Raw genomic sequence first — 23,914 nt, 5'->3', positions numbered from 1 at the left:
GTCAAACCACACGCACGTCCGGCATATTGTCGTAAAGCGGGTGCCTGCCGACGGCAGCCTGAAACTGGTAATCGCTCGAGTCGACCTGCGCAACGGCATAGCCGGGCGTCGGATCGACTTTCAGCATTGCTTGCAGGCTGTCGTAGTAATCGTCGATTTCTTTCGCGTCTCCCGTCGGGGTGCTGGTCAGCGACATTTCGAGAAAATCCTTCAGTTTTTGTCGCCGCACCGTGATATCGCCTGAGCGCCCTTGCGGGTGAATGTGCTGCACGACGTTGTCCAGATCGTGTTTGGTGTGCGACCACTTGAGAATCTGTTTGACCGCATCCTTGCGGTTCCCATACCAGCGGCCATACGTGTGGTTGGCCGTATCGATGCCGTCAGTCGCGTACCAGTGGCGCGTCAATTGATAGATCATCACGCCTTTCGCCTCAGGCGTCGCGTACTGCAGCATCCATGGATTGCTAAGCACGTTGTTCATCAGTTGCACGCGTGCCGCCTCTTTCTCATATTCATTGACGAGGTCGGTGAAAAGCCGGTTCAACTCTTCTACTTCCCGGCCGACTGTCGAGGCCAGATCCTGAACGCCTTGAATGACCATTACCTGAATATGCGAGAAGGCCTCGAAGGCGGTCGTTTCCACAAACTTCAGCTTCTTGAAGTTCGCGTGATAAAGCTGGTAGAAGAACCATTTGACAAATTCGGCTATGCGAAACACGTCGACCGAAACCTCGATGTCGCCCTTCGCTCCTACGCCGAGGCATAGTCCTGCCTTGGCCTTGATTCTGAAACGACCTGCTGCGTAGCTCACATCAAGCATGCATGTGAGTCCGGCACCCGCCATTGCAGTGACCGTATCGCCCACCTTGGCGAACGGTTTGTATTTGCCGCTGGGGCCCGTCTTTGCAGGCTCCATCCACTCGAGTGCGCCTTCAAGCGACAAGTCCGCACGCGCGCCGGCAAACACGTCGAGATCGGCGTTGGCGCTTGGATCGACCGGTTCGCCGCCTACCTTGATTTCGCGTTGCTTGGTAGTGGGGTTGTCGACTGCAGCGCCATACAGGCCCAAGTCCTTACGCTTTTCATCGCGATAGTCGACGACCACCCCCAACTGCGCGACCATGCTTGCGCCGACCATCCCGGACAAACCCAGCTCGCATTTGAAGCGGACCGCGCCAAGCGGATAAGTCTTGCCGTCATCGCCATCCAGACTCCACATCCAGCCTGCGATGTCCGGATAATAGAAGGCGCCGGAAACCTTGCCCTCGGCAATGGCGAACTCGGCTTGCGCCGACGCCTTGATGGCCACGCGGCCCTTTTGCGGCGCCCACTCGGTGTCCAGTCCCGCTCCAGCCAGATATCGCATCAACTGCGCCTTGGCCTCGATGCTGACGTTGTTGCCGAAGGCAGTCTGTTTGGGTTTTTCCGTCTCTTTCTTCTCGCCCTCGCCGCGCTCAACCGGCTCTTCCGCGCCAGCGCTGTAGGTGAGATCCTTGTTCCACTCTTCCGCCCACGCGAAAAGCGTCCCCGTGACGTGCTTTTCGACGATCTCTGAGGATACCTTGGTCTTTTCGTACAACTGCGACTTGATGCTGCTTTCGCGGCTGATCAATACCCCCTCTTTCAGCTTGTCGACGTCGATCTTGTACTTGCCGTTTGCATTCTTCTTGATGAAGCTCTTCGCGCCCGTTTCTTTTTCTTCTTTGCGGCCCTTCATGTCTTCGAAGGCGGCCGGACCGAATTTATGCCAACCCGGCTTGATCTTGTTCGAGCGTACGTAGTGCAGCTTGTACTTGGCGAATTTGACGGATTTGTTTCCGTCACCGTCCATATGAATAGGAATGAGCTCGACCATGGTGAGGTCTTTGCTATCCAACTTGCTAAGCGGCTCCAGTTCTTTCTTTAGCGCCTTATGCGCGGTTTCGCGCTCTTTGAGCGCATCGTCGACGGCGGTCTTGTGCGACTCCCCGGCACGCGGATCGGACATGTGGTTCTGCACGTCCTCAGCGTATGCCTTCAGCACCTCATCGAGCTTTTCGTTGGCCTTGTGAAATTTGTCGACGCGGTCGTGCAGCAGATTGCATTCGCTTTGCAGACCGCTGACGTCCTCCGCCGGCACGAGAATGAATTCACCTGTCTCGGGCCGGAAATAGAGCATGGGCGCTGGGTCGTGCGGCACGTTCACGAGACTGTCAGGTGTCGCGTTGGTGGTGCCATTGCCATCGGGTGCGAGGCTTGTGCTCGGAGCGTTCATGAATGTCGGTCTGCTTGAATGGGCAAATGAATAGGCGCATCCATCCGGACGCACGTATGCTCGTCGGTCAGAATCAGGTGTCGAGGAACACTTTCAGCGCGCTCGGTGTGCTTGTCATGATGCGCGAGGTCAGGCCTTGTTCATCTGTCATACCCTCAAACACTTTGCCTTCCGCAGTCTCGATGCGATAGCGCACGTAGGGAGCGGGGTCGCCGGTGTGTTTGTCGTGAATCTTGAACTGCTCGTTGTACGGGCCTTCGCCTGAGGGGAGTGCCGGTGGTTTGCTCGAAAGACTGGTCGGGCCGGCGAAAGAGTGGCTGCTGCCCTTGATATCGATTTTTCCCGGCGCGTGGATTTCGATGTTTCCGTCTTTAATCCGGATGTACGCGCCGCCACTCGTCAACAGGATGTCCTGTTTCGCGACCACTTCGACTTTCTCCGTCGCCGACAGCAGCTTCAGGCTTTTTTGGGCGGTGACTTCGATGTTGCCGGACTGGGCCTGAATTTCTACTTTGCCCTTTGCGGCAAACAGTTTCATGCCCGCGTTCTGCGCGAACAGACTGATTTTCTCGCCGACGCTTGCCAGTAGTGATTTGCCTGTCGCAATGTGCGTACTCTGACCACTCACGAGGTTGACGTGCTGGCCCGCGGCGATTTGCGCAGACTTCTGCGTCGACATGGCGATGCCCGCAGGGGTCGCGAACAGCATGATCGGTTCCTTGAACGCGTTCGCGCTGCCGGTACCGCCGCCCGCTGTGTTGCCGCCGCTACCTGCCGCTCCTGAGACACTGTTCTGTGTCGCGTCGGTGAAGGACTTGAGCGAGTCGTGACCGTCTTTCAGGCTTTCCGCCTGATGGGTTTCGCTCGCCTGGCTTAACGACTCGATCACGCTTTCCGAATTGACCAACTGACTGCTCGCGTCACGCACGTCGAGAGGCTGGCTCGACGTGCCGGTGGTCGGATGCGTCGACACGTACATGCCTTGCGCCGCCCTAACAGCGCCATACGCGTCCGACTTCAGATCGAAGCCGCTACCGAGGTACGCTCCACGCGAGTTGCCGGTTTGAGCGATCAGATAGCCGAGATGGAGCTGCGAGTTCGCGCTGCTGCTGTACATCTGCACACGGTTCTGGCCGGTGGCATCGTCCATCACCATCTGGTTGTAGCCGCTGCCCTGATACTCCTTCGACTTGTAGCCGGACAGGATCCCGTTCGAATGCCAATCTGGCGTCTTCGCACCGTTGTAGACGCGTCCGGTGATGATCGGCTTGTCGCAGTCGCCGTCGAGGAAGGAGACAATCACCTCTTCACCGATACGCGGTACGTGGACACCGCCGTGTCCGCCACCGGCATTCGATTGGGATACGCGCATCCAGCATGAGGCGTTCTCGTCGCCCGGATTCAGGCGATCCCAGTGCATCTGAACTTTGACCCGGTTCAACGAGTCCGTGAAGACCTCTTCGTTCTGCGGCCCAACCACGGTCGCAGTCTGCATGTTCATTTCGGGCTTGTGATGCTCGAACGGACTGCGGAACGGGATGGCTTTGCGCTGCGCTTCGACGGTGGCCATGTAGAAGCCTTCGCTTCCGTCCGCGGCCTTGACGAGCAGCGCTGGATCGCTCGCATGCTGTGCCCGGGCTCGGGCGATCGTCTGGTTCAGGCTGTGCGGGAAGTCCGTCGTGCCGCTTGAGACCGGCAGGTTGTTCTCGATGATCCAGTCCACAGCGACTACCGCAAACTGCCGGTCCTGCTGGCTACCCGTGCCGTGGTCGGGATGGTTTTGCAATTCGAACCAGCGGCCCGTGTCGATCCTGCGTACCGCACCTACGCCATGGAAGCGCTTCGCGCGAGACTCCCACTCCTCCATCCGGATCTTCGCGAGCTGGTCGCCACGATCCTGTTTGCCATAGGTGTACGCGCCGGTGTACTCATACACCTCGGCCTGCTGCGGCAGGTTGCCTTGAGTGGTGAGCGTAGGGACCGTCGTTCCCTTCGGATTCGCACCCGTCGACGGCGACTTGTAGTCGAACGTCCGCGTGCTTAGCGTCGTGCTCTGCAGCGTGCGTGTGCCGCTCCACTGCACGAAAGCATCTGTCTCGCTGTTCGTGCCGGAGCGGTAGAAATCGACCGTCTGCGGCGACAGCGGCTGCAGGCTGCCTATATCGTCAGTGACGACCAGGGTATGAGATTTACCATCGGCGGCCTGCTCGAAATAGCCGAACAGCCCTTCCGTTTCCATCAGCCGCTGACAGAAATTCCAGTCGTCTTCGTACTGCACGCAGAACGAACGCTGCGGCAACGTATTGCGCAATGCAAAGCGGAATGCGCCCTGCGCTTGCGGATGCATATTGAATACGTCGGTGAGAATTTCATCGGCCGCTTTATCCTGCCAGATGCGCGCATCTTTTCTGAAGCGCAGAAAATGCATCCAGGAGACAAAACCGATCTGATAACTGGTTATCGCGCTGTCGGACCCTAAACGGCGGGCGGTTTGGACATAACCGTGGTGCGGGGCGTAGGACTGGTCGGTTTGCTGGATCCAGAGTGTGACTGGCTGGGCGATCAGCGTTTTGAGTTCGATGCTGTCATTCGTGGAAACGGCGTCCAGCGTGAATTCATAGTCACGGCCGAGCCAGGAATGACCCACCAGCCTTTGTGGCAGAAGGATATTGGCGCCCAGTGGCGTATCGAGTTTCAGCAGGCGATCGCTTTGCGCCAGCCCCCCCTTGATTGCCGCGATTATGTCCTGCGCACCCATACCGCCTCTTATTTATGCAATTCGCGCCCCCGCGCTATCGCGCGATAATACAAAAGATCAGACGTTTACCGCAATTAGGGTGGGCGAAACAAATGTCAAATCGGCATTTGTTTCCCGACAATTTGCCGGCGATAGAGTTTCGGTAAAAAAAACTTATAGCTCGGCAAATAAATCCGGGTGACGGTCGCCTGATCACTTTGCAGACCTAGCGCTAGAAAATCCTATTGAGGTATCTCGTGTTTAAGGCTGATGCTCAGACTTCGATACCGCTACGGATCAGAAAGTCGCGCAAACACACAGGGCAGACCCGCGCGGCTCCTTCCAACAGTGCCTCCCCTTGCTCCCCCGCTTCGACCGATAGGGCGACGATGCCAAATCGATTCCCGACCCAAACCTTTTACACAAATAGTCGGCCTCAAACCAGAACACGTTTTCATGTTTGTCAGATTCGAGAAGGGTTTTAATCAAAGGGCCACTTGGAAGCGCGCCACCTGAATCAATTGCGCCAGCAATCTGCGGGGAAGTTCTCTTCGGACGGACAAGGCCATGTAGCGGACAGGAGAGAACGCCTTCTGACACTTTGGCGTCTTCAGCAACAAGAGCAGTGTCGAAAGCGCTTTCCCGCGAGGTGACCTGCACGGGCTGCTCGTCGGAGCGCACCAACAATTCGTCGAGACAGCGTGGGCAGACCAGAACCAAAGACCTTTCGATTGCGGCTATTGACGGAAAGTTCTTTAAGATGAGCGGTCTCTCCTGCGTAAGCGACGAGGTGTGCATACTCGGCCAGTTCAGCTCGATGCATCCAGATCTCCCTGCTGCGCTTCGGCCTGTCGAACGACACCTTGACTAGCTGACCAGCAGCAAACTGTCCCCATCGCTCCGATGCAGGCATCGACATCCTTTGATGATTCGATATACCCTTGGAAGCCGTGGCGGTGACAAAGTCTGGGTGAGCTCATCTTTGACGTGATCCCGCATGTTGCACTGATTCATCCCCCTGCACTATGCATCGACGGACATCATCTGCTGCGAGGACACCAACCGCGGCGGCGGGTGACAGCCGCAGATACATAGATCGTCACTTAACGCGGCGTGCCTTCCGTCCGGCGCGGTCATAATCTGGCGTGGTCCGTCGCACTGGATTTTCCCCGTTGTATTGCAAGCGGGGCACGCCACTGGATCGCCCTCGTGAGCGACGTCTTTATCGCTCAATTGAATAGAGGTGGGGACTGCCTGAACGACGCCGTTGGCTGTTGTCTTGTCGCCGTTCAAAATCAAATATCGTTTCATGATTCTTCCGAGGCTTGAAATTTTCGCGCATTCAAACTTCTGTGTACGCGACGCTTGTCGTCACAATCATCGAGCGCGGGTCGGCGTGCACAGTAAGCGTTCCCCAATTGAAGACGAATGTGTCCGCGCCCATCGTGGAAGACACACAAGGCGATTGCGCTTCGAATGCGATCAACTTTGACAGCTGCTTCTTTTCCTTCACAAGATCATCCTCAGTCGCCGACCAGTCGATCTTTTTCGCCACACCGTCCACCCAAATGAGGTCAACCATTGCGAGTCTTTGCTTGCAATATCGGACCGTCACACCGAAGGTCTTTCCCCAAACCTTCACATTCACGATGCCATAGTTTTCCCAGTCGCCGTACTTCGCCAGTTCCTTCGCCGTAGTCAATGGCAATTCCTCAGGCGACGGTCTGCCGCGAAAGAGGCTCGTCGACTCATCAATGCTCAACGTGCCCGTTAAAAAATCAAACGTGGCCATCCAGTTAACTCCCAAACTTCAAAACGTTGCCACCAACGAGGCTGCCCTTGTCGGCGCTCGATACGAAATACTGAGTGCCTCCGCCCTTGCCCAGATTGGGATTGGCGAGCGACTGCCCCTTCGCTACGCAGATATCCTTCGTGACGACGAACGCCCTCAACTGGCTTCTCATTGGCCGGGCGCCGGCGGTATTGTCTGCGTGCGAAATCTGCGTCATGTCGTTGTACTCGCGCGCTGACCCACCCGTGTTAAGAATCGTGCGAGCGTCGGAGAAATAATTGCCGGGCAACGCAGTCGCGATCTTGTCAGGCGGCGCATACGGATACAACGTGTACAACACTGTACCGCGCTTCAAGACCGTGTTTGTGTAAGAGTCGACTCCCGGATAAGGGTCTTTGCCTTGCCAGCTTCTAGCCTGCGCAGCGGGATCTTTTCCGGCACAGGGATCTTTCTGGCAGCAATCCTTGTCTGGCGTTTGTGCCTTCTTCTTGAGCCCCAGCGGATCGACCCAGCCAGTCGGATTCGGCGCGTACTGGTAAACGTTCCCGCCACCCAACAGCCCAATCGGGTCTTTGGCCGTAAACCGTCCAGTACCCGGATCATAGTAGCGATGCCGGTTATACGCGAGGCCGGTCTCTTCGTCGAGTTGCTGCCCTTGGAAACGGATTGGGTTGCGCGGCGCGCTGAGTGTCGCCTTCGACGCCCGCACTATCACATCCCGAGCTTCACCCCACGCCTTGTATTTTGCCTCCCAGACAACTTCACCGAGTTCATCGGTAAGCAACTGCGGCGTGCCGAGCTGATCGCAGTGGTAGTAAAAGACGTGTGCGGGGGAGGGGGGACTTACAGGCTTCAGCAGCGGATCGTCTTCCGGCGCGTAGCGATCGGTCTGCTTCCACTCGGGTGTAGCAATACCTGTAATCGCGCCGGAGGCAAACTGCGCCAGAGGCACGAAAGTCCCCGCTTCATACACATAATGCGTGCTACCTTCGTCGGCACTTTCGTACGCTAGGGTGTCGCCGTCCCAGCCGAACGTCGTACGCGTGCCGTCGACGTCTTTACCGATGCGGCGTCCCAACGCATCGTAGAAATAGAGAACCTCATGCTGACGCGCCGGTTCGCGGACACTGGCCGCTGTCATCCGGTTAAATTCGTTCCACTCGTAGCGCTGCTCAGCTCCCGGCGAGCGCTTCTCGATCAGGTTGCCCCGGGCATCGTAGGTAAAGTGCGTGCCGGCGTAGTCCTTCAAAAGATTGCCTAACACTCTCGGCGTTTGTGCCGGCAAGGTACTCAGTTGTTGCCGGCCGCCACTGCGTGCATTCTCCGGACTGCCAGGATCAACAATATTGCTAGCTGGATCGAATGCGAAACGTTCGGTCGCAATAGGACTCACTGCGTCTATCAGCCTGCCGACGGGATCGTACTGATAACGTGTTACGCCGTGCCGGCTGTCGTCGATCTCTTTCAGTTGCCCAACCGCATCGTACTGATACCGGCGTGCCACGATCGGAGCGGGTGCTCCGGCACGCCGGAGCGCCTGAGATTCCATCCGCCCGACCGGGTCGTAACGCGTGTTCTGCGCGATCCGGTTCGATAGCGTGCGCTGTGTTTCACGATGCAGGTCGTCACGCTCGAACTGGATCAGTTCCTGGCCGTCGAACTGCAAGCCGTGGACATGGCCCGTACCGTAGACCAACCAGTCGACCGTATGGCCATCCGGGCGCACGGTTTTGATACGCGTGCCGATCTCGTTGTATTCATGCCGCCACACGTAGCTGCGACGCTCATCGAACAGTTGCCGCGCGTGATGTTCGCGCACCAGATTGCCGACAGGATCGAAGAAATGTTGCACCCGGCTGATTGCATTCTGCGCGTCGATCAGACGGCCACTTCCGTCATACATGAAGCGCTCGTCGCTTGCACCTGCGACGCGCCGCGCGAGACGTCCGCCTGTATCGTATTCGAGCTGAGTCGTTTGCCCGGCTTCATCGACGGTTTGCAACTGGCCAGTCGCCGCGTCATAGGTGTAGCGGGTCGTCATCCCGTCGAAGGCAATTTCCTCGAGGAGTCGGCCGACCGGGTCGTAATGAAACTGGTAAGTCGCGTGATTCGAATCAGTGAGCGCGCTCAGGCGTCCGACCCGGTCATAGCGATAGGTCAGCAGTTCGCCCGATGCATCGCGTCGATTCGCGATCCGCCCGGCGGCGTCGTATCCATAGCGCGTGACGCGGTTCAGCGGATCCGTATGCACCAGGAGCCGGCCCTCGGCGTCGTATTCCAGCTTCTCGATTCCCGCAGCAGATTGGACTTTGGCCAGTTGTCCGTTGCCACCGTAACGATAGATGACACTCCGCCCACCCGCGTCCTTGCTCTCGAGCAGGCGGCCTTCTCCATCATAGGTCCACTGCGTTGTCTTTCCCGAGCAATCTGTATAGCTGACAAGGCGCCCCGCAGCATCATATGCGAGTGCCTTTGCCCCGCCCTTTGCGTCAACGATTTCGGTTGGTTGCCCTTGATCGTTGTAGCTGTATTGGGTTTTGTGACCCAGCGGATCAATCTGCGTCGTGACATTACCCGCGTCATCGTACTCGCGGGTCCAGCGATATGTTTGCGGATCGATGATCACAATCATCTGATCCTTTGCGTCGTACTCCATGCGTACCACGCTGCCATCCGGACGGGCCTGCTCAATCAGGTTGCCGCGCTCGTCGTAGGTGAAACGCTCGACGCTGCCGTCCGGATAAATATGCTGCGTCAGATTATGTTGGGCGTCGCGGTAGAACCATTCATTGAGGCCGTCCGCATGAATGATTCGATACGTGTAACCGTCGATATCGAAGTAATAGCGAGTGACGTTGCCGAGGGCGTCACTCACGTCGACGAGACGGATGTCTGGGTGCCACGCGAGGCGTGTGTCGTAGCTCCCGTCGTCCGCGTATTCGCGCACGCACTTCGCCTTGGGTCCAGAGCCATCCCATTCCAGATTCATGCCACGGCCGGTGCGATCCGTGTACCGGGTCACAAGGTGATGCGTGTAGGCGTACTCGCGACGATTGCCGTGGCGGTCGGTTGCCGCAATGAGGTCGCCATGCTGGTCGTACGCGTAACGCACCAGCGTGCCGATCCGTTCACCTTCCTGGTCGATCTCCACAGCTTCGACGAGGCGGCCGCCTGCATCGTGTGAAAACACGACGATACTTTGCGCGGTGATCAGCCGCGTGAGCCGATGTGCGTCGTCGTAGTCCAGTGTGACCTGACTGCCGTTGCGATCCTTCAGGAAAGCGAGACGGAAGGCGCCGCCGCGTTTTTCATACGCTTCGAGCAGTTCATGGCCGCGCGTGAGCGTGAGCCACTGGTCATCGAGTCGCGCGAGCGTGAGGTCCTCAGCGAGATCGTCGTGCGTCTCGCCCGCCTTGAGCAGTGGGTACTCAAGACTGCGTCCACTCGGATCGTGATACACAAGCTTCGCCGCGTGGATATCGAAGCGCGTGGTGTAGGGAGTGATCCAGCGCGCACCCAGATTGCTTTCGTCATATTCAGAGAGAAATGACCGGTAAGTACGTCGCCACACTACCGGCATCGCGCCGGGCAAGACAAAGTCTTGGTGATCGAAGCGCTCGTCGCCGAGTGCATAGCCGATCGAGCCGCCGCTGCGTCCCAGACCACAGCTCTTGCAGTCGCTCGCCCCTGGGTGCTTCGCCTTCCCCTGCGTGGCGATTGTCTCCAGTTCGCCTTCGGTTTTCTTCAACTCGGCTTCGACCTTGCCGGCTGCCTTGATGCCGACAGTCTGTTTGTGTTTCTGCTTTTCCTTCCACTTAGCCACGGCCTTCATCAGCGCGTCGAGCATCCAGATCAGGCCGCCGACGTCCGCACTATTCAAACCCTTGATCTTTTCCGTCACCATCGGAATCGCGTGGCGCGCTTCCGCAGCCATTTGCTTGAGCTGCTGGTTCGTCGATGGCGAGATTTCATTCGCTGCGCGGGAGGCGAGATTTGCCGCGTCCTTGACCAGTACCTTGGTGCCGTCCTTCAGATACGACCACAGGTTCTCGGCAACCTTGCTCGCATCATGGGCGGCAAAGCCGTCGCTGACTTGCTCCAGATGCTTGTCAGCCGCGCGATAGTTGCCCGATGTGTCGAAAAGCTTGCCCGACGCCGCACCTTCAAAAATCTGCGCAAGACCTTCGAGCAGCTTCTTCGCATGATCCGCGCAGTCATTGAGCATCTGCGCGAGCTTGGCCTGCACTTCCTGAATGAATTTTTCGATGTCGCCAGCAAACTTCGCGCTGATGTGCGCCACCAGCACCGAGATCACCGTATCGGCGATCATCTGTGCTCCGCCTTCCGCAACGGCCTTTGCGCTTCTCGCGAGTTCCTCCCGGGCCAGCTTCATCAGCGGCCGGGCACCCATGCGGAATTCACCCATCACCGGTGGCAGCGGAATGACACCGATCAGGTCGATGCCCAGGTTCAGATAGTCGAAGAAGTCTTTAGACTCCGCTTCGATCAGCCGCTTGATATCCATCACGACGTCGATCGCAGACAGAATGTTCGAAACGACGGGAATGTAGTTCGCCAGTTGCTCGACGCGATCGAGGGTGATATAGCCATCGCTGACGCTCTTGAGCCATGCATCGAATTGCTCGAGTGCGGAACCGACGTCCTCCTTCGCTATGGTGACGAGCGGCGCGATTGCGACTTCGGTTCGGACAACGGCGGTGGTCTGGGCAGCGGCTGCGCTCATGCTGGGTCAGGTCGGTTTAGTTGCTGTTGGTAAAGAGTTTGTCGTATCCGCATCCGAGCAGAATCCATCCCGGGCTTTCCTGCTGATCGACAAGCAATCTGATTTCCTTCTTGCCGACCGTCTTGCGATAGTCGACGCCCCGCCATTGAGCGTTTTCGCGCAGAGAAATGGTGCCGGCTCCTTCGCTCATGCCGCCGATACGCGCGACCCATTGCTTGGCAACATTGATTTCTTCGCCTTCAGGTGCGGGAATGGCGAGCAGCATCTGCCGTGGCGACACGATCGACACAAGGTTCGACGATGTGCCCCATGCCTGAATCGGTTTCTGCGTTTTCCATGCCAGGTCGACCGCTTTTTCTTGCGGCGGCTGACTCGTGAAACCTGGCACGGCCCCGCTGTCGATGCGGTCAATGAAACTGTCGATCTGGCGCGCGTCGAGCTTGCACTCAACGAAGCGGCCGATCGTCTGCAGATCGGTTGCCGACTGGGCATGCGCGCTTACGATAAGCGCAACGCCGCACACCATACCTATCAAGGTCTGAGCAAATTTCATCGCGGACTTACTTGACCTTGCAGTCGGTCGCCGACGGGTAGGGGGTCGAGAACGCGCCCACACAATGGAGCGTCACCTTTTGCCCGACGCGCGACCGGATCTTGTCGACACTCGCTTTATCGGCGAAGGTCACACGCACGGCGGTGTCCGATTCGTCGCCGAGCTTGCCGATGATGCTGTCGGTCAAGCCGGATTCGAGGGACAGCAGCGTGCCGGTTAGCGCGAGCGGCTTGTCGGTGTATTTCGATGCCGCGTCGTCGTCACTCGCGTATTGCGAGACCATCGCGGTTGCGGATAGCTTCAGTTCGGTCGCACCGAATGCCGTCGAGGTGATGATTAACGCAACTGCAAGAAGGGCCGTTTTCTTCATGACTGGACTGTATTTACTTGAAGTCGAATGATCGGCATCTAGTCAGACGATGCCCTTGAGTGCCGGCAGCGCAGTGCGCGCAGATTGCGCGATCGTGCTGATTTCCTTGGCGGCGCTGGCGGCCTGGCTTGCCTGCGAAAGCGCGGCGCTTGCTTCCGACGGCAACGCTTTGGTGAGTGCGCTTTGAGCGAACCCTGTAGCCTGACCTTTTGCCATTGATGTAAGTCCGCTGGTTCCCTGCGAGGCCATACTCGCGAGACTTGAGAGTTGCGATGCGCCACCTGCGGCCGCGCCCATTGCGCCTTTTGCCGCGCTGGCAAGCGAGCTCGCCGTACTCGTTGCGCCAGCAGTTCCGAGCGTTCCGGCGGCGCTCGTCGCGCCACCGGCGGCCGGCAGGAACGAAGCCATTTGCGAAGCAGCTGCGGCGTCGCCTGAAGCGCTCAGTGGCTCGACCGGCCACTTGATGCTCTTGAAGTAGTTGGCCGGCTGGGATGGATCGCGAGGATCGTTGCCGAATTGCACTTGCGCGACGCCTGGGGGCAAACCGCTGACAGTCATGCGTCCATTTGCATCGAGAGCGCCTTGCCGCAGGATTCCGCCGTTGGCGTCCAGTACCGAGAACTGTCCACCTTTGACCGGCTCGCCATTCGCGTATTGATGGAGCAGCTCAAGCTGTCCGGGCTGATCGGGACGCGCCGCCGGCAATGGATAGCCCTGACTCGTCGGGCCGTTGAAGCTATGCTGCGCCCCTTTGACATCGACCATGCCTGGCGCATGGATGTCGATATTGCCGCCAGATATGCGGATGTATGCACCGCCGCTAGTCAACAGGATTTCCTGATCGGCGGCGGCTTCGATTTTTTCAGTCGCGGAGAGCAACCTGAATGTTTTCTGCGCAGTGAATTCGACGTTGTCGGACTGCGCTTTGATTTCTACTTTGCCTTTGGCAGCGAAGAGTTTCATGCCCGCGTTCTGAACAAACAGACTGATTTTCTCGCCGACGCTTGCAAGTAGTGATTTGCCAGTTGCGATGTGCGTGCTCTGGCCGCTGACCAGGTTTATGTGCTCCGTTGCCGCGAAGTGAGCCGATTTTTGCGTCGACATCGCGATGCCCGCAGGCGTCGCAAACAGCATGATTGGCTCTTTGAATGCATTGGCGCTGCCGGCACCGCCGCCAGCTGTGTTGCCGCCGTTGCTCGCGGCGCCCGAGATGCTGTTCTGCGTAGCGTCCGTGAAGGATTTCAACGAGTCATAGCCATCTTTCAGGCTTTCCGCCTGATGTGTTTCGCTTGCCTGGCTTAACGACTCGATCACACTTTCGGAATTGACTAGCTGACTGCTGGCGTTTCGAACGTCGAGAGGTTGGCTTGACGCGCCCATTGACGAATGCGTCGACACATACATGCCTTGCGCAGCCCGGACCGCGCCGTACGCGTCCGACTTCAGATCGAAGCCGCTGCCGAGATACGCGCCACGTGAGTTGCCCGTTTGCGCGATCAGATAGCCGAGATGAAGCTGCGAATTTGCGCTGCTGCTGTACATCTGCACACGGTTCTGACCAGTGGCATCGTCCATCACCATCTGGTTGTAGCCGCTGCCCTGATACTCCTTCGACTTGTAGCCGGATAAAATCCCGTTCGAATGCCAGTCAGGTGTCTTCGCACTGTTGTAGACGCGTCCGGTGACGATCGGCTTGTCGCAGTCGCCGTCGAGGAATGACACGATGACCTCTTCCCCCACACGGGGCACGTGGACCGCGCCATAGCTGCCGCCCGTGTCTGACTGAACCACCCGCATCCAGCACGACGCGTTTTCATCTCCCGCGTTGAGCCGGTCCCAGTGCATTTGTACTTTGATGCGGTTCAGTTGATCCGTGAAGACTTCTTCGTTCGCAGGGCCGACCACGGTTGCGGTCTGCATGTGCATCTCGGGCTTGTGATGCTCGAGGGGGCTGCGGAACGGGATGGCCTTGCGTTGTGCTTCAGCGGTGACCATGAAGAAGCCTTCGCTGCCGTCCGCCGCTTTGATGAGCAGCGTGGGATCGCTTGCGTGCTGTGCTCGGACTGCGGCAACTGTCTGGTTAAGGCTGTGCGGGAAGTCCGTCTTGCCGCCCGAAACCGGCAGGTTGTTCTCAATCACCCACTGAACGCCGATGACCGCGAACTGCCGGTCCTGCTGACTGCCCGTGCTGTGGTCCGGATGATCGCTAAGCTCGAACCACCGGCCCGTGTCGATTCGACGTACCGCGCCTACGCCGTGGAAACGCTTGGCACGCGACTCCCACTCCTCCATCCGCACCTTTGACAGGTGATCGCCGCGGTCCTGCTTGCCGTAAGTGTAGGAGCCGGTGTACTCGTACACCTCGGCCTGCTGAGGCAGGTCGCCTTGGGTGCTCAGAGTTGGGATCGTCGTGCCCTTCGGGTTCGCGGCGGAGGACGGTGCTTTGTAGTCGAACGTGCGGGTGGTAAGCGTCGTGCTTTGTAGCGTGCGCGTGCCGCTCCACTGTACGAACGCGTCGGTTTCGCTGTTGGTGCCCGAGCGGTAGAAGTCAACGGTTTGCGGCGACAGCGGTTGCAGGCTGGCGATATCGTCCGTGATAATCAGCGTGTGTGATTTGCCGTCGGCGGCCTGATCGAAATAGCCGAAGAGCCCTTCCGTTTCCATCAGCCGGTGGCAGAAATTCCAGTCGTCTTCGTATTGCACGCAGAACGAGCGTTGCGGCAGCGGATTCCGTATTGCAAAGCGGAATGCGCCCTGTGCTTGCTGATGCATATTGAATACATCGGTGAGAATTTCGTCGACCGCTTTATCCTGCCAAATGCGCGCATCTTTTCTGAAGCGCAGAAAATGCATCCATGAGACAAAGCCGATCTGGTAGCTGGTAATGGCGCTATCGGAGCCCAGGCGACGAGCGGTGTGAACATAACCGTGGTGCGGGGCGTACGACTGATCGGTTTGCTGAACCCAAAGCGTGACGGGCTGGGCGATCAGCGTTTTAAGCTCGATATTGTCGTTAGTCGAAACGGCGTCCAACGTGAATTCATAGTCGCGGCCGAGGCGGGAATGGCCTATCAATCTCTGTGGCAAAAGAACATCGGCACCCAGTGGCGTATCGAGTTTCAGCAGACGGTCGCTTTGAGCCAGCCCGCCTTTTATTGCCGCGATAATGTCCTGCGCGCCCATACAGCCTCTTATTTATGCAATTTGCGCCCCCGCGCTATCGCGCGATAATACAAAAGATCAGACGTTTACCGCAATTAGGGTGGCAGAAACAAATGTTAAATCGGCATTTGTTTCTGACTTTCAAGTGAGCAATTTGCTATCGGCATGAATGACGCATCAGTGGCGAAACTATGCGGGTCATAATGCGAGACCGCGTCATCTCAACGCGCGCTCACGATTTGCCGCCTCCGGACGCGGAGTCTTCGCCGCTGTCTCGCTTAATCTCCTCGACCACCGAGTCAGGCAGGCCCCGCATTGCCGCTCCGAATGCGCCTAGTTTGTCTTTCGTTTGCTCGATCGTGCGGCGAATTACGGGGTTCTCGTCGAACCTTGGGTTCAATAGCGAGAGATACGCGAACTGTTCGAGATCAGTGGTATCGGTGAACACATCGCAACCAGCAAGAGCGGTAAGGGCGAACAATGCGTACACTACGCGAGGGCTCACAAGCAAGTCTCTTCAGAGTGCCTTTCTAATTTGCTGGTCTTGCGTCATCGAGCGACCGATTTGGTCGATACGGTCCGCGGCCGCCCTGTCGTGCTGTCGCTTCTTTTCGTCCTTGACGTAATCAGTCTTGCCGAAGGTATCTGTTGCACGCGTCTGAAAGTAGAGCGTCGCTGACAGAACGTGATCGTGCCAACTCGTGAGCATGGTGTCGTGCACCATCAGATCGAACAAAGCCATCACTTGCGGTGGCAGTGGCTTCTTGCCACTGAGACCATCTTTCCACGCTTGAGCCAGTGTGGCTTGGTCAGCCGGCATCATCGCTGCTTCAACCATGTCTGCGCTCGCCTCTGGGTCTGCATCCCACGGCTGATCATTGCTGTCGGCCTTTGCCCGTATCCTATCCGCGGAACTCTGCAAGTTGTCCTGGTAGGATGCGCGACGCGTCATCTCATTTGCTTCATTCTGGATGCGATCCCATACGTTCACGAACGGTCGCGACAACTCGAACGTGGTCGCTCGTAGGGAATCGCTCTCGGCCTGTCTGGCCGCATCCATGCGCACCTGCGCTTGCATCAAGCTCTGCGTATTCGCGGAGGCGCGATTGCGCTCGGCCAGATAGGCCGCTTCCGCCTGTTGACGCTGCTGGACCAACTGCTGGTGGTGCGCCTTCATGGTGTCCACATGGCTCGTGACCGACTCACGAAATGCAGGCGACTGGTATCGCACAGCCATCCAACGCAGGAATACTTGCATGTGGTCGAGGAAATTGAGTCGCGCTACGTAAGGCACAACTTCGCGATAGGCTTTGATCAGGTCAAGCATTTGATAAGTCGACTTGCCATCCGAGATGGGATGCGCGAGGCTGAACTTCTGAAAAGTTGCTGGTTTTCGGGTAAACATGTCCTCCATTTTGTCCAAGACCGAGCCTGTTGCGAGCGCCTCATGAAGCATGTCTCGCAAGGCTACCCGCTGGAGTTCACCACGCGCCCCCAGCGATCCTGGAGGTGCTCCGCCGGTAACATCTTCGCTAGTACCCGGATAGAGATATTGCACCCCGTACGTTTGCTCCAAGCTATCCAAGCGTTGGTAAAAGCGTAGTTCGTGCGCGGCCGCAAAATGTACGCAACGCTGAACCGCGGCGGGCACAGCCAAGTCCATATCCCCATAGTTCTGCTTGATCACGTTTAATACCGGGAGGATGCCTAGCAACTTGTTCTCTGCCATTAACGACGAAACAGCATCAAGGAGGCCGAGAAATTTGATCTCGATCGGGTACTTGTCTTGCCCGTCAATGATTTCAAGATCAGTTGCATCCTTTCGCTTGTATTTCTTCACCAGCGCGTTGACAAATGCGCGCGCGATTACGCCGCCTCGGTCCGCGCCAAAGACGGTGACTTGGATGCGCTGAACCTTCGGCATGTGGGCCTTAGCATCTTTATACGCATTCTCGAACTGTTTCAGCGCCGCGGCTAGGCGATCGTTGACACCCGTGCCGAATATCCTCGCGACCGCAGCGTTGTCCCGAAGCCATGGAATGGAATCCAGCATTACGCCAACAAAAATTCCTTGTGCGATGCTCCATCCGGCTTTGAGTGGGTTCTTTTTTAAGTCGTACAAAATGGCACGCCCCGCGGCGCGTCCACGGCTCACCCATCGGTCATCATGCGCAAGCGTCAACACTCGGCCGATTTTGTCAGGCATCGACTCGGCGCTCTTGGTTAGATCGTCAAACGCTTTGACTACCGGTCGGAAGGAGTGCTCCTCAAATCCATCTTTTAGGCCTCCAGTAGCTATCTTTTTGATATCAATCGGTAATTTGTCAATGCCGACGATTTTCTTCGTCGTATCCTTAGCCTGTTTCCCGACCGCACTTGCGGATGCCTTAGCGACCTTCGTAACTGCGGATGTGACTCCTGCCACACGCGCTTCCTGATTTAGTTCAGTTCCGAGCCCGGAGTAATAGAAGGGATACCAGAACTGGTTTGGCATGTCTTGGCGACGCCGGTCCCGATTGTCGCGGTGCGCCTCCCACAAGCGGCAGATGTTTGAATAACGGGACGTTGTTGGGTCGTCCTGATCTCGGTTCCGTCCAAAACCGTCGAAGAAGAAACCCATATGTATCACCGCCCCACAGGGAATACATGTGTCTTTTGGATAAGCCTTCGCGCTATCACCGATCTGAGCCAACACTTCCGGCGGGGTCCTGTCGGCTGCATCTGCGTGAGTCTGATTAGCCATGCTGTGCACTCTTTGAAGTCTCGAATCGGCCTTGCTTGATATCGTCCACTACTGAGTCGGGCAAGCGCTGCATCGCCATGCCGAAGGCGCCGGGTTTGCCGTTTGCTTCCTTGATTGCTAGACGGACCGCCGGATGTTCGTCAAACCTCGGATTTAGCAGGGTGAGGTACACGTATTGCTCAAGATCTACCGTGTCTGTAAAGCCGTACTTTTTCCACCCTGCCGCAGCCAATCGCGCCGCTTTGCGCAACATCGCGTCATCATCCTGTCCATCCGGATTTAAGAGCTGGTTATGATTTTTCTTCAACCAGTACCAGATTTCATCATAGGCAATACGTGTCCCGCTTAGATCCTTACGAAACTCGAACTCGATATGATCGTCAGGATAAAAGTGAAGTCCAAGAACTACGTCACCCGCACCTCCGGGGACTTTGGTCGGCGCAAGGTGGACGTTCGTTACCTTGTGAATCATTTTTATTGGCGCGTAGATATCTTTAATCGCTTCGTCAGCGTCGTATACGTCCCAATTAACAGTGAAATTAGTTCCTTTGAGCTTATAGCAACAACTTAGGCGTCCTTCACCCGTACCGGGCGGCAAATCCCCCCCACCGCTCGCCGTGTTGCCGTACTTATCCTTGATCACGAACCGATCGAGGTTATAAGGTGTGTAGTTGAAACCTTCGATGCTCAGCCCGCCATACGTAGGTTCAGAAGAAAACGCATCGCAGCCCGCAAGCGCGACGGCAGCCAACAGCAAAAAAGTCAAACGTTTCATTAGTCAGTTCTTATTCAATGCGTGATTGCGTGGCAGAGGTAGAAGCAGGCATTTGGGCAACCTGTCCCCACACTTCCTTGTCGACACCTGTGAGTGCGTCCCTCGCCGTTATTTCCCCCTGCGCAGCGCGTATGAGGCGCTCGTTAACAGCAGGATGCTCATCAAATCGCGGAGATAGAACGATGCCTTTCGACACATAGTTCAACAGTTCATCATCGCCTTCGATACCATAGCGCGCTGCGCGCTCCAATTGTTCGACGACGCCGCGATAAAGCTCATGTGGCGGCAACTGCGCCACGATATCGCCATACAAGGCTTTCAGCTGTAACGCCACCTTGTCGGGATAGCCCAAGTCCAAAAGCTGAACGTGCTGCTGGTCAGTTAGTGATTGACTGCCTTCACTCGCAACGTGCGCCAGCGCGTCAGCATTGGCCCACACCACGTTCTTCAATTCGCGATCCCGATACCAGATCGCACTAAAAGGTGAAACGAACTGCTTTTGCTCGGCTACGGACCAGACTTTCCGCACACGCTCCAGAACGCGGTTATCGTAGAAGTGCAAATAGAACCCCTGGCGATTCGGCAGGGTGTACACGCAATAGTGCTTGAGATGCGCGGTGATGACGTCGGCGGTGATTGGAGACCAGAACCAGGTCAACATGTGCAGATCCTTGGCTTCATTCCACAAGCGCTTTACCAATTGATGACGTGCACCGTTCTCGTTCTCGAGGTCGTCCTTGCTGACTCGGATCAAGTAAGGGGCGATGTCCCTAAACGATTCGACCGCCAAGCCGTCCCACAATGAAGTAACTTGCAGATCCGGTACTTCAGCAAGCATCTCTTCGACATTCGAGTTCGCGCGCGAATCGGCCAGAATGTAAAGCGACACCGGGCGATCAGAGGCCGACTGTTCGTCAAAGACTGCATCCAAACGAGCGAGCCACTGCGCCCAGCCATCGTCCTGTGATAGTTCCGCGATGTTCTGCTCCATTTGGTCCATCAACCAACCTCAGTAATCGATTCCACACCATGGTATGAACCTAGCAAGCATTCCTTGCATGTGGACTGTGGCAGGACCGGCAACGGGTAGTCGCCTCTTACCGGCCCATTGAATGAATGCTGCGCGCCCTTGATGTCGATCTTGCCCGGCGCATGAATCTCGATATCACCGCCTTTTAGTCGGATATAACCGCCACCAGAGGTCAGCAATATCTCTTGTTTGGCCGCGATCTCGACGTTGGCTGTAGCCGAAAGAAGCTTGACTGTCTTCTGCGCTGTTAGCTCGATGTTATCGAGGTGTGCCTGAATCTCTACTTTTCCCTTCGCGGCGAAAAGCTTCATCCCTGCGTTCTGGGCGAACAGACTGATCTTTTCGTAGGCGCTCGCGAGTAGTGACTTGCCGACCGCGATGTTCGTGTTTTGCCCGCTGACTAGATTGACTTGCTGGTCGGCGGACACGTGTACAGACTTCTGAGTCGACATCGCGATGCCTGCCGGCGTCGCGAACAGCATGATCGGCTCCTTGAACGCGTTTGCACTACCCGTGCCACCGCCTGCTGTGTTGCCTCCGCCTGCCGCACCTGACAGGCTGTTCTGCGTCGCATCCGTGAAAGACTTCAACGAATCGCTGCCATCTTTCAAGCTTTCCGCCTGATGCATTTCGCTTGTCTGCGACAGCGCTTCGATCACGCCTTCGGAACTGACCAGTTGGCTGTTTGCGTCGTGCGTGTCGAGCGGCTGGCTGGATGCGCCCGTTGTCGGATGTGTGGAGACGTACAAGCCCTTGCCTGCTCTCACCGCACCATATGCATCCGACTTCAGATCAAACCCACTCCCAAGATACGCGCCTCGCGAGTTACCCGTTTGCGCAATGAGATAGCCAAGATGCAACTGCGCATTCGTGCTTGTGCTGTAAAGCTGCACGCGGTTCTGTCCGGTCGCATCATCCATCACCATCTGGTTGTAGCCGCTGCCCCGATACTCCTTCGACTTGTATCCCGACAGGATCCCATTCGAGTGCCAGTCAGGCGTCTTCGCTCCGTTATAGACGCGTCCAGTGATGATGGGTTTATCGCAGTCGCCATCGAGAAAAGATACGATTACTTCTTCGCCGACACGAGGCACATGCACTGCGCCATAACTACCACCGGTATCTGACTGGGCCACGCGCATCCAGCACGACGCGTTCTCATCTCCATCGTTGAGACGATCCCAGTGCATGCGGACCTTGATACGGTTCAGTTCGTCCGTAAAGACTTCTTCATTCGCCGGGCCGACCACGATGGCCGTCTGCATGTGCATCTTCGGCTTGCGGTGCTCGAACGGGCTGCGGAACGGGACTGTTCTGCGCTGCGCTTCGACGGTGGCCATGAAGAAGCCTTCACTGCCATCGCTGGCCTTGATCACCAGCGACGCATCCGTGCCATGCGCGGCGCGGGCGGCCGCGATGGTTCCGTTCAGGCTATGGGGAAAATCCGTAGTGCCGCTCGACACCGGCAGGTTATTCTCGATCACCCACTCAACGCCGATGACGGCAAACTGCCGCTCCTGCCGGCTGCCCGTGCTGTGGTCCGGATGGTCCTGAAGTTCGAACCAGCGCCCCGTATCGACGCGGCGTACCGCGCCCACACCGTGGAAACGCTTCGCGCGCGACTCCCACTCTTCCATGCAAATCTTCGACAACTGATCGCCGCGGTCCTGCTGTCCGTATGTGTAGGCACCCGTGTACTCGTACACCTCCGCCTGCTGCGGCAGGTTGCCTTGAGTGGTGAGCGTAGGGACCGTCGTTCCCTTCGGATTCACACCCGTCGACGGCGCCTTGTAGTCGAACGTGCGGGTGGTAAGCGTCGTGCTCTGCAGCGTGCGTGTGCCACTCCATTGAACGAACGCGTCCGTCTCGCTGTTGGTGCCGGAGCGATAGAAATCCACCGTCTGTGGCGACAGCGGCTGCAGGCTGCCGATATCGTCAGTGATCACCAGCGTGTGCGATTTGCCGTCAGTGGCCTGCTCGAAATAGCCGAACAGCCCTTCCGTTTCCATCAGCCGCTGACAGAAATTCCAGTCGTCCTCGTACTGCACGCAGAACGAGCGTTGCGGCAACGTGTTGCGCAGTGCAAAGCGGAATGCACCCTGCGCTTGCGGATGCATATTGAATACATCGGTGAGAATTTCATCGGCAGGTTTATCCTGCCAGATGCGCGCATCTTTTCTGAAGCGCAGAAAATGCATCCAGGAGACAAAACCGATCTGATAGCTGGTTATCGCGCTGTCGGAGCCTAAACGGCGGGCGGTATGGATATAACCGTGGTGCGGGGCGTACGACTGGTCGGTCTGCTGGATCCAGAGTGTGACTGGCTGGGCAATCAGCGTCTTAAGTTCGATGCTGTCATTCGGGGAAACGGCATCCAGCGTGAATCCATAATCCCGACCGAGCCGGGAATGACCCACCAGCCTTTGTGGCAAAAGGACATTAGCGCCCAATGGCGTATCCAGTTTAAGCAGGCGGTCGCTTTGCGCCAGCCCCCCTTTTATCGCTGCGATAATGTCCTGCGCACCCATACCGCCTCTTATTTATGCAATTTGCGCCCCCGCGCTATCGCGCGATATTACAAAAGATCAGACGTTTACCGCAATCTATAAAGAGGAAACAAATGTTAAACCAGCAATTTTTGCTTATGAGAACAATGCCTTTTGAATAACGGTAAAAATAACTGTAGTTTTCATGCTTGCTAACGGCGGAGCACCTCTACGGCGGATACCGATCGCCGGTTCTTCGCGGGATACTTCACGTCATCTACCGACTCTCTGCGACCTGCATCACGACTCCGTCCGCCTGCCGCACTTCAATACGGACATCCCTTCCAGGCGCCGCAGCCAAAAATGCAACGGCGTCTTTAGTTTCGATCACGTCGTAAAACGTGACGCGCTCGGCTCCGATCTGTGCCGGAATTTGCGCTCTAAATGACCCATCCGCATTCGCGATATACGCGCGATTGCCCGATGGGTTATACGGAGCCTCGACGACAGCGATGCCGCTCGCATCGCGAAGAAGTCTTCCGATCACGCCAGCCAGATTGCGGATGCTGCGGTGAATACCGTCCGACTTCCAAGTAAGTTCAACGGGTGTTAATTCTGCGACGGTTAATCGCCGAGGATTGTTCTCCCTGTCGTAACCCGGGTTGCGTTCGAGGATCCGAAGATCCACGACCTTTGCGGTGGTACTCATTCAATTGGCCTCATTGTGCTGTCCCCTTAGGAGGCCGTGAATCAGCAAGTTGCCGAGACGCTTCTAACGCGACCGTCTGATCGGGATAGATATGTACTGCGAGAAACTGAGCATCGGGCGGCACCTTTTCCAAGGCGCCGTGTGCATGGATGTGCTCGCCGAGGCGCGGCGAGTTCTCTGGGCCGTCGAGAGTCCAGTCGACCGTTACCTGGCCAGTCTTGACTCTTACGCAGCAGGTTATCTTTCCACCGGTGCCATCTATGCCATACGATCCATATGAGCCGCCGGCATATTGGCCGTCTACCGAGACGTCCGCGATAGCGCGGGGCCAGTAGTTGTAGACGACCACTTGCAATTCCATCGTCTTCTGCGTGCAGCCGAAGAGCGGGGTAACGACAAGCCAGCCGAACGCGATCACCTGCGTCAGGCGTGATGTAAGGCTGGCTGGCGTCACTATCAATGGAAGCTCCGTAGTTAGGCGAGTTTAGGCTGCAACATTTGGTTCGGATGGTAAGGCAGTCTCGCCACGATCGGCGGGGCTATCGTCGAGCTCGCAGCC

General features: G+C 57.1%; 15 protein-coding genes. All 15 read right to left on the bottom strand.

Features of this window, described 5'->3' with window-relative positions; all coding sequences use genetic code 11:
* Position 1 precedes the first annotated feature (1 nt).
* The 15 genes from KHO30_RS30400 to KHO30_RS30330 all read right to left on the bottom strand — a co-directional run bounded on the left by KHO30_RS30400 (position 2) and on the right by KHO30_RS30330 (position 23,815).
* Entirely contained in the window at positions 2–2,254 is a 2,253-nt protein-coding gene (locus KHO30_RS30400) for a hypothetical protein (RefSeq protein WP_211703168.1), read from the bottom strand.
* 73 nt (positions 2,255–2,327) lie between these two features.
* Positions 2,328–5,012, bottom strand: a complete 2,685-nt coding sequence (locus tag KHO30_RS30395) for a type VI secretion system Vgr family protein (protein ID WP_211703167.1) — start codon at positions 5,010–5,012, stop codon at positions 2,328–2,330.
* Between the two features lie 1,002 nt (positions 5,013–6,014).
* The gene (locus tag KHO30_RS30390; protein WP_132376448.1) at positions 6,015–6,302 is read right to left on the bottom strand and encodes a PAAR domain-containing protein; all 288 of its coding nucleotides are present in this window, start codon (positions 6,300–6,302) and stop codon (positions 6,015–6,017) included.
* Between the two features lie 31 nt (positions 6,303–6,333).
* Positions 6,334–6,783 (bottom strand): hypothetical protein, encoded by a 450-nt coding sequence (locus tag KHO30_RS30385; RefSeq protein WP_211703166.1) that lies wholly within the window; start codon positions 6,781–6,783, stop codon positions 6,334–6,336.
* Between the two features lie 4 nt (positions 6,784–6,787).
* Complete coding sequence (locus KHO30_RS30380) at positions 6,788–11,527, bottom strand: RHS repeat-associated core domain-containing protein (RefSeq protein WP_211703165.1); 4,740 nt, start codon at positions 11,525–11,527, stop codon at positions 6,788–6,790.
* Positions 11,528–11,543: 16 nt separating this feature from the next.
* Positions 11,544–12,080, bottom strand: coding sequence for a hypothetical protein (locus KHO30_RS30375; RefSeq protein ID WP_211703164.1), 537 nt, complete (start codon positions 12,078–12,080; stop codon positions 11,544–11,546).
* A gap of 7 nt (positions 12,081–12,087) precedes the next feature.
* Positions 12,088–12,450 (bottom strand): OB-fold protein, encoded by a 363-nt coding sequence (locus KHO30_RS30370; RefSeq protein WP_211703163.1) that lies wholly within the window; start codon positions 12,448–12,450, stop codon positions 12,088–12,090.
* 42 nt (positions 12,451–12,492) lie between these two features.
* Positions 12,493–15,633, bottom strand: coding sequence for a type VI secretion system Vgr family protein (locus tag KHO30_RS30365; protein WP_211703162.1), 3,141 nt, complete (start codon positions 15,631–15,633; stop codon positions 12,493–12,495).
* Between the two features lie 211 nt (positions 15,634–15,844).
* Positions 15,845–16,117: a hypothetical protein gene (locus KHO30_RS30360; RefSeq protein ID WP_211703161.1), complete on the bottom strand. Its 273-nt coding sequence runs from the start codon at positions 16,115–16,117 to the stop codon at positions 15,845–15,847.
* Positions 16,118–16,129: 12 nt separating this feature from the next.
* Positions 16,130–18,355: a DUF2235 domain-containing protein gene (locus KHO30_RS30355; RefSeq protein ID WP_211703160.1), complete on the bottom strand. Its 2,226-nt coding sequence runs from the start codon at positions 18,353–18,355 to the stop codon at positions 16,130–16,132.
* On the bottom strand, positions 18,348–19,130 hold the full coding sequence (locus KHO30_RS30350) for a hypothetical protein (RefSeq protein WP_211703159.1): 783 nt from the start codon (positions 19,128–19,130) through the stop codon (positions 18,348–18,350). Before KHO30_RS30350 ends, KHO30_RS30355 begins: the two co-directional genes overlap by 8 nt.
* A 10-nt stretch (positions 19,131–19,140) precedes the next feature.
* Positions 19,141–20,130: a DUF4123 domain-containing protein gene (locus KHO30_RS30345; RefSeq protein ID WP_211703158.1), complete on the bottom strand. Its 990-nt coding sequence runs from the start codon at positions 20,128–20,130 to the stop codon at positions 19,141–19,143.
* A complete protein-coding gene (locus KHO30_RS30340; protein ID WP_211703157.1) occupies positions 20,130–22,688 on the bottom strand; it encodes a type VI secretion system Vgr family protein in 2,559 nt (852 codons plus the stop codon). The genes KHO30_RS30345 and KHO30_RS30340 overlap by 1 nt, the downstream gene beginning before the upstream one ends.
* A 235-nt stretch (positions 22,689–22,923) precedes the next feature.
* Positions 22,924–23,355: a hypothetical protein gene (locus tag KHO30_RS30335; RefSeq protein WP_211703156.1), complete on the bottom strand. Its 432-nt coding sequence runs from the start codon at positions 23,353–23,355 to the stop codon at positions 22,924–22,926.
* A 10-nt stretch (positions 23,356–23,365) separates the two neighbouring features.
* Positions 23,366–23,815: a DUF3304 domain-containing protein gene (locus KHO30_RS30330; protein WP_211703155.1), complete on the bottom strand. Its 450-nt coding sequence runs from the start codon at positions 23,813–23,815 to the stop codon at positions 23,366–23,368.
* Positions 23,816–23,914 lie beyond the last annotated feature (99 nt).

It is taken from the genome of Paraburkholderia aspalathi, from assembly GCF_905220735.1.
Taxonomy (GTDB): Bacteria; Pseudomonadota; Gammaproteobacteria; order Burkholderiales; family Burkholderiaceae; genus Paraburkholderia; species Paraburkholderia aspalathi.
This window is presented reverse-complemented; position numbering and strand designations above follow the sequence as displayed.

Excerpts from the sequence above, each read along its gene's own strand:
- KHO30_RS30335 (WP_211703156.1), bottom strand. The coding sequence starts at position 23,355 with ATGAGTACCACCGCAAAGGTCGTGGATCTTCGGATCCTCGAACGCAAC.
- KHO30_RS30385 (WP_211703166.1), bottom strand. The coding sequence starts at position 6,783 with ATGGCCACGTTTGATTTTTTAACGGGCACGTTGAGCATTGATGAGTCG.
- KHO30_RS30350 (WP_211703159.1), bottom strand. The coding sequence starts at position 19,130 with ATGAAACGTTTGACTTTTTTGCTGTTGGCTGCCGTCGCGCTTGCGGGC.
- KHO30_RS30375 (WP_211703164.1), bottom strand. The coding sequence starts at position 12,080 with ATGAAATTTGCTCAGACCTTGATAGGTATGGTGTGCGGCGTTGCGCTT.
- KHO30_RS30370 (WP_211703163.1), bottom strand. The coding sequence starts at position 12,450 with ATGAAGAAAACGGCCCTTCTTGCAGTTGCGTTAATCATCACCTCGACG.
- KHO30_RS30400 (WP_211703168.1), bottom strand. The coding sequence starts at position 2,254 with ATGAACGCTCCGAGCACAAGCCTCGCACCCGATGGCAATGGCACCACC.
- KHO30_RS30380 (WP_211703165.1), bottom strand. The coding sequence starts at position 11,527 with ATGAGCGCAGCCGCTGCCCAGACCACCGCCGTTGTCCGAACCGAAGTC.
- KHO30_RS30345 (WP_211703158.1), bottom strand. The coding sequence starts at position 20,130 with ATGGACCAAATGGAGCAGAACATCGCGGAACTATCACAGGACGATGGC.
- KHO30_RS30365 (WP_211703162.1), bottom strand. The coding sequence starts at position 15,633 with ATGGGCGCGCAGGACATTATCGCGGCAATAAAAGGCGGGCTGGCTCAA.
- KHO30_RS30395 (WP_211703167.1), bottom strand. The coding sequence starts at position 5,012 with ATGGGTGCGCAGGACATAATCGCGGCAATCAAGGGGGGGCTGGCGCAA.
- KHO30_RS30340 (WP_211703157.1), bottom strand. The coding sequence starts at position 22,688 with ATGGGTGCGCAGGACATTATCGCAGCGATAAAAGGGGGGCTGGCGCAA.
- KHO30_RS30390 (WP_132376448.1), bottom strand. The coding sequence starts at position 6,302 with ATGAAACGATATTTGATTTTGAACGGCGACAAGACAACAGCCAACGGC.
- KHO30_RS30355 (WP_211703160.1), bottom strand. The coding sequence starts at position 18,355 with ATGGCTAATCAGACTCACGCAGATGCAGCCGACAGGACCCCGCCGGAA.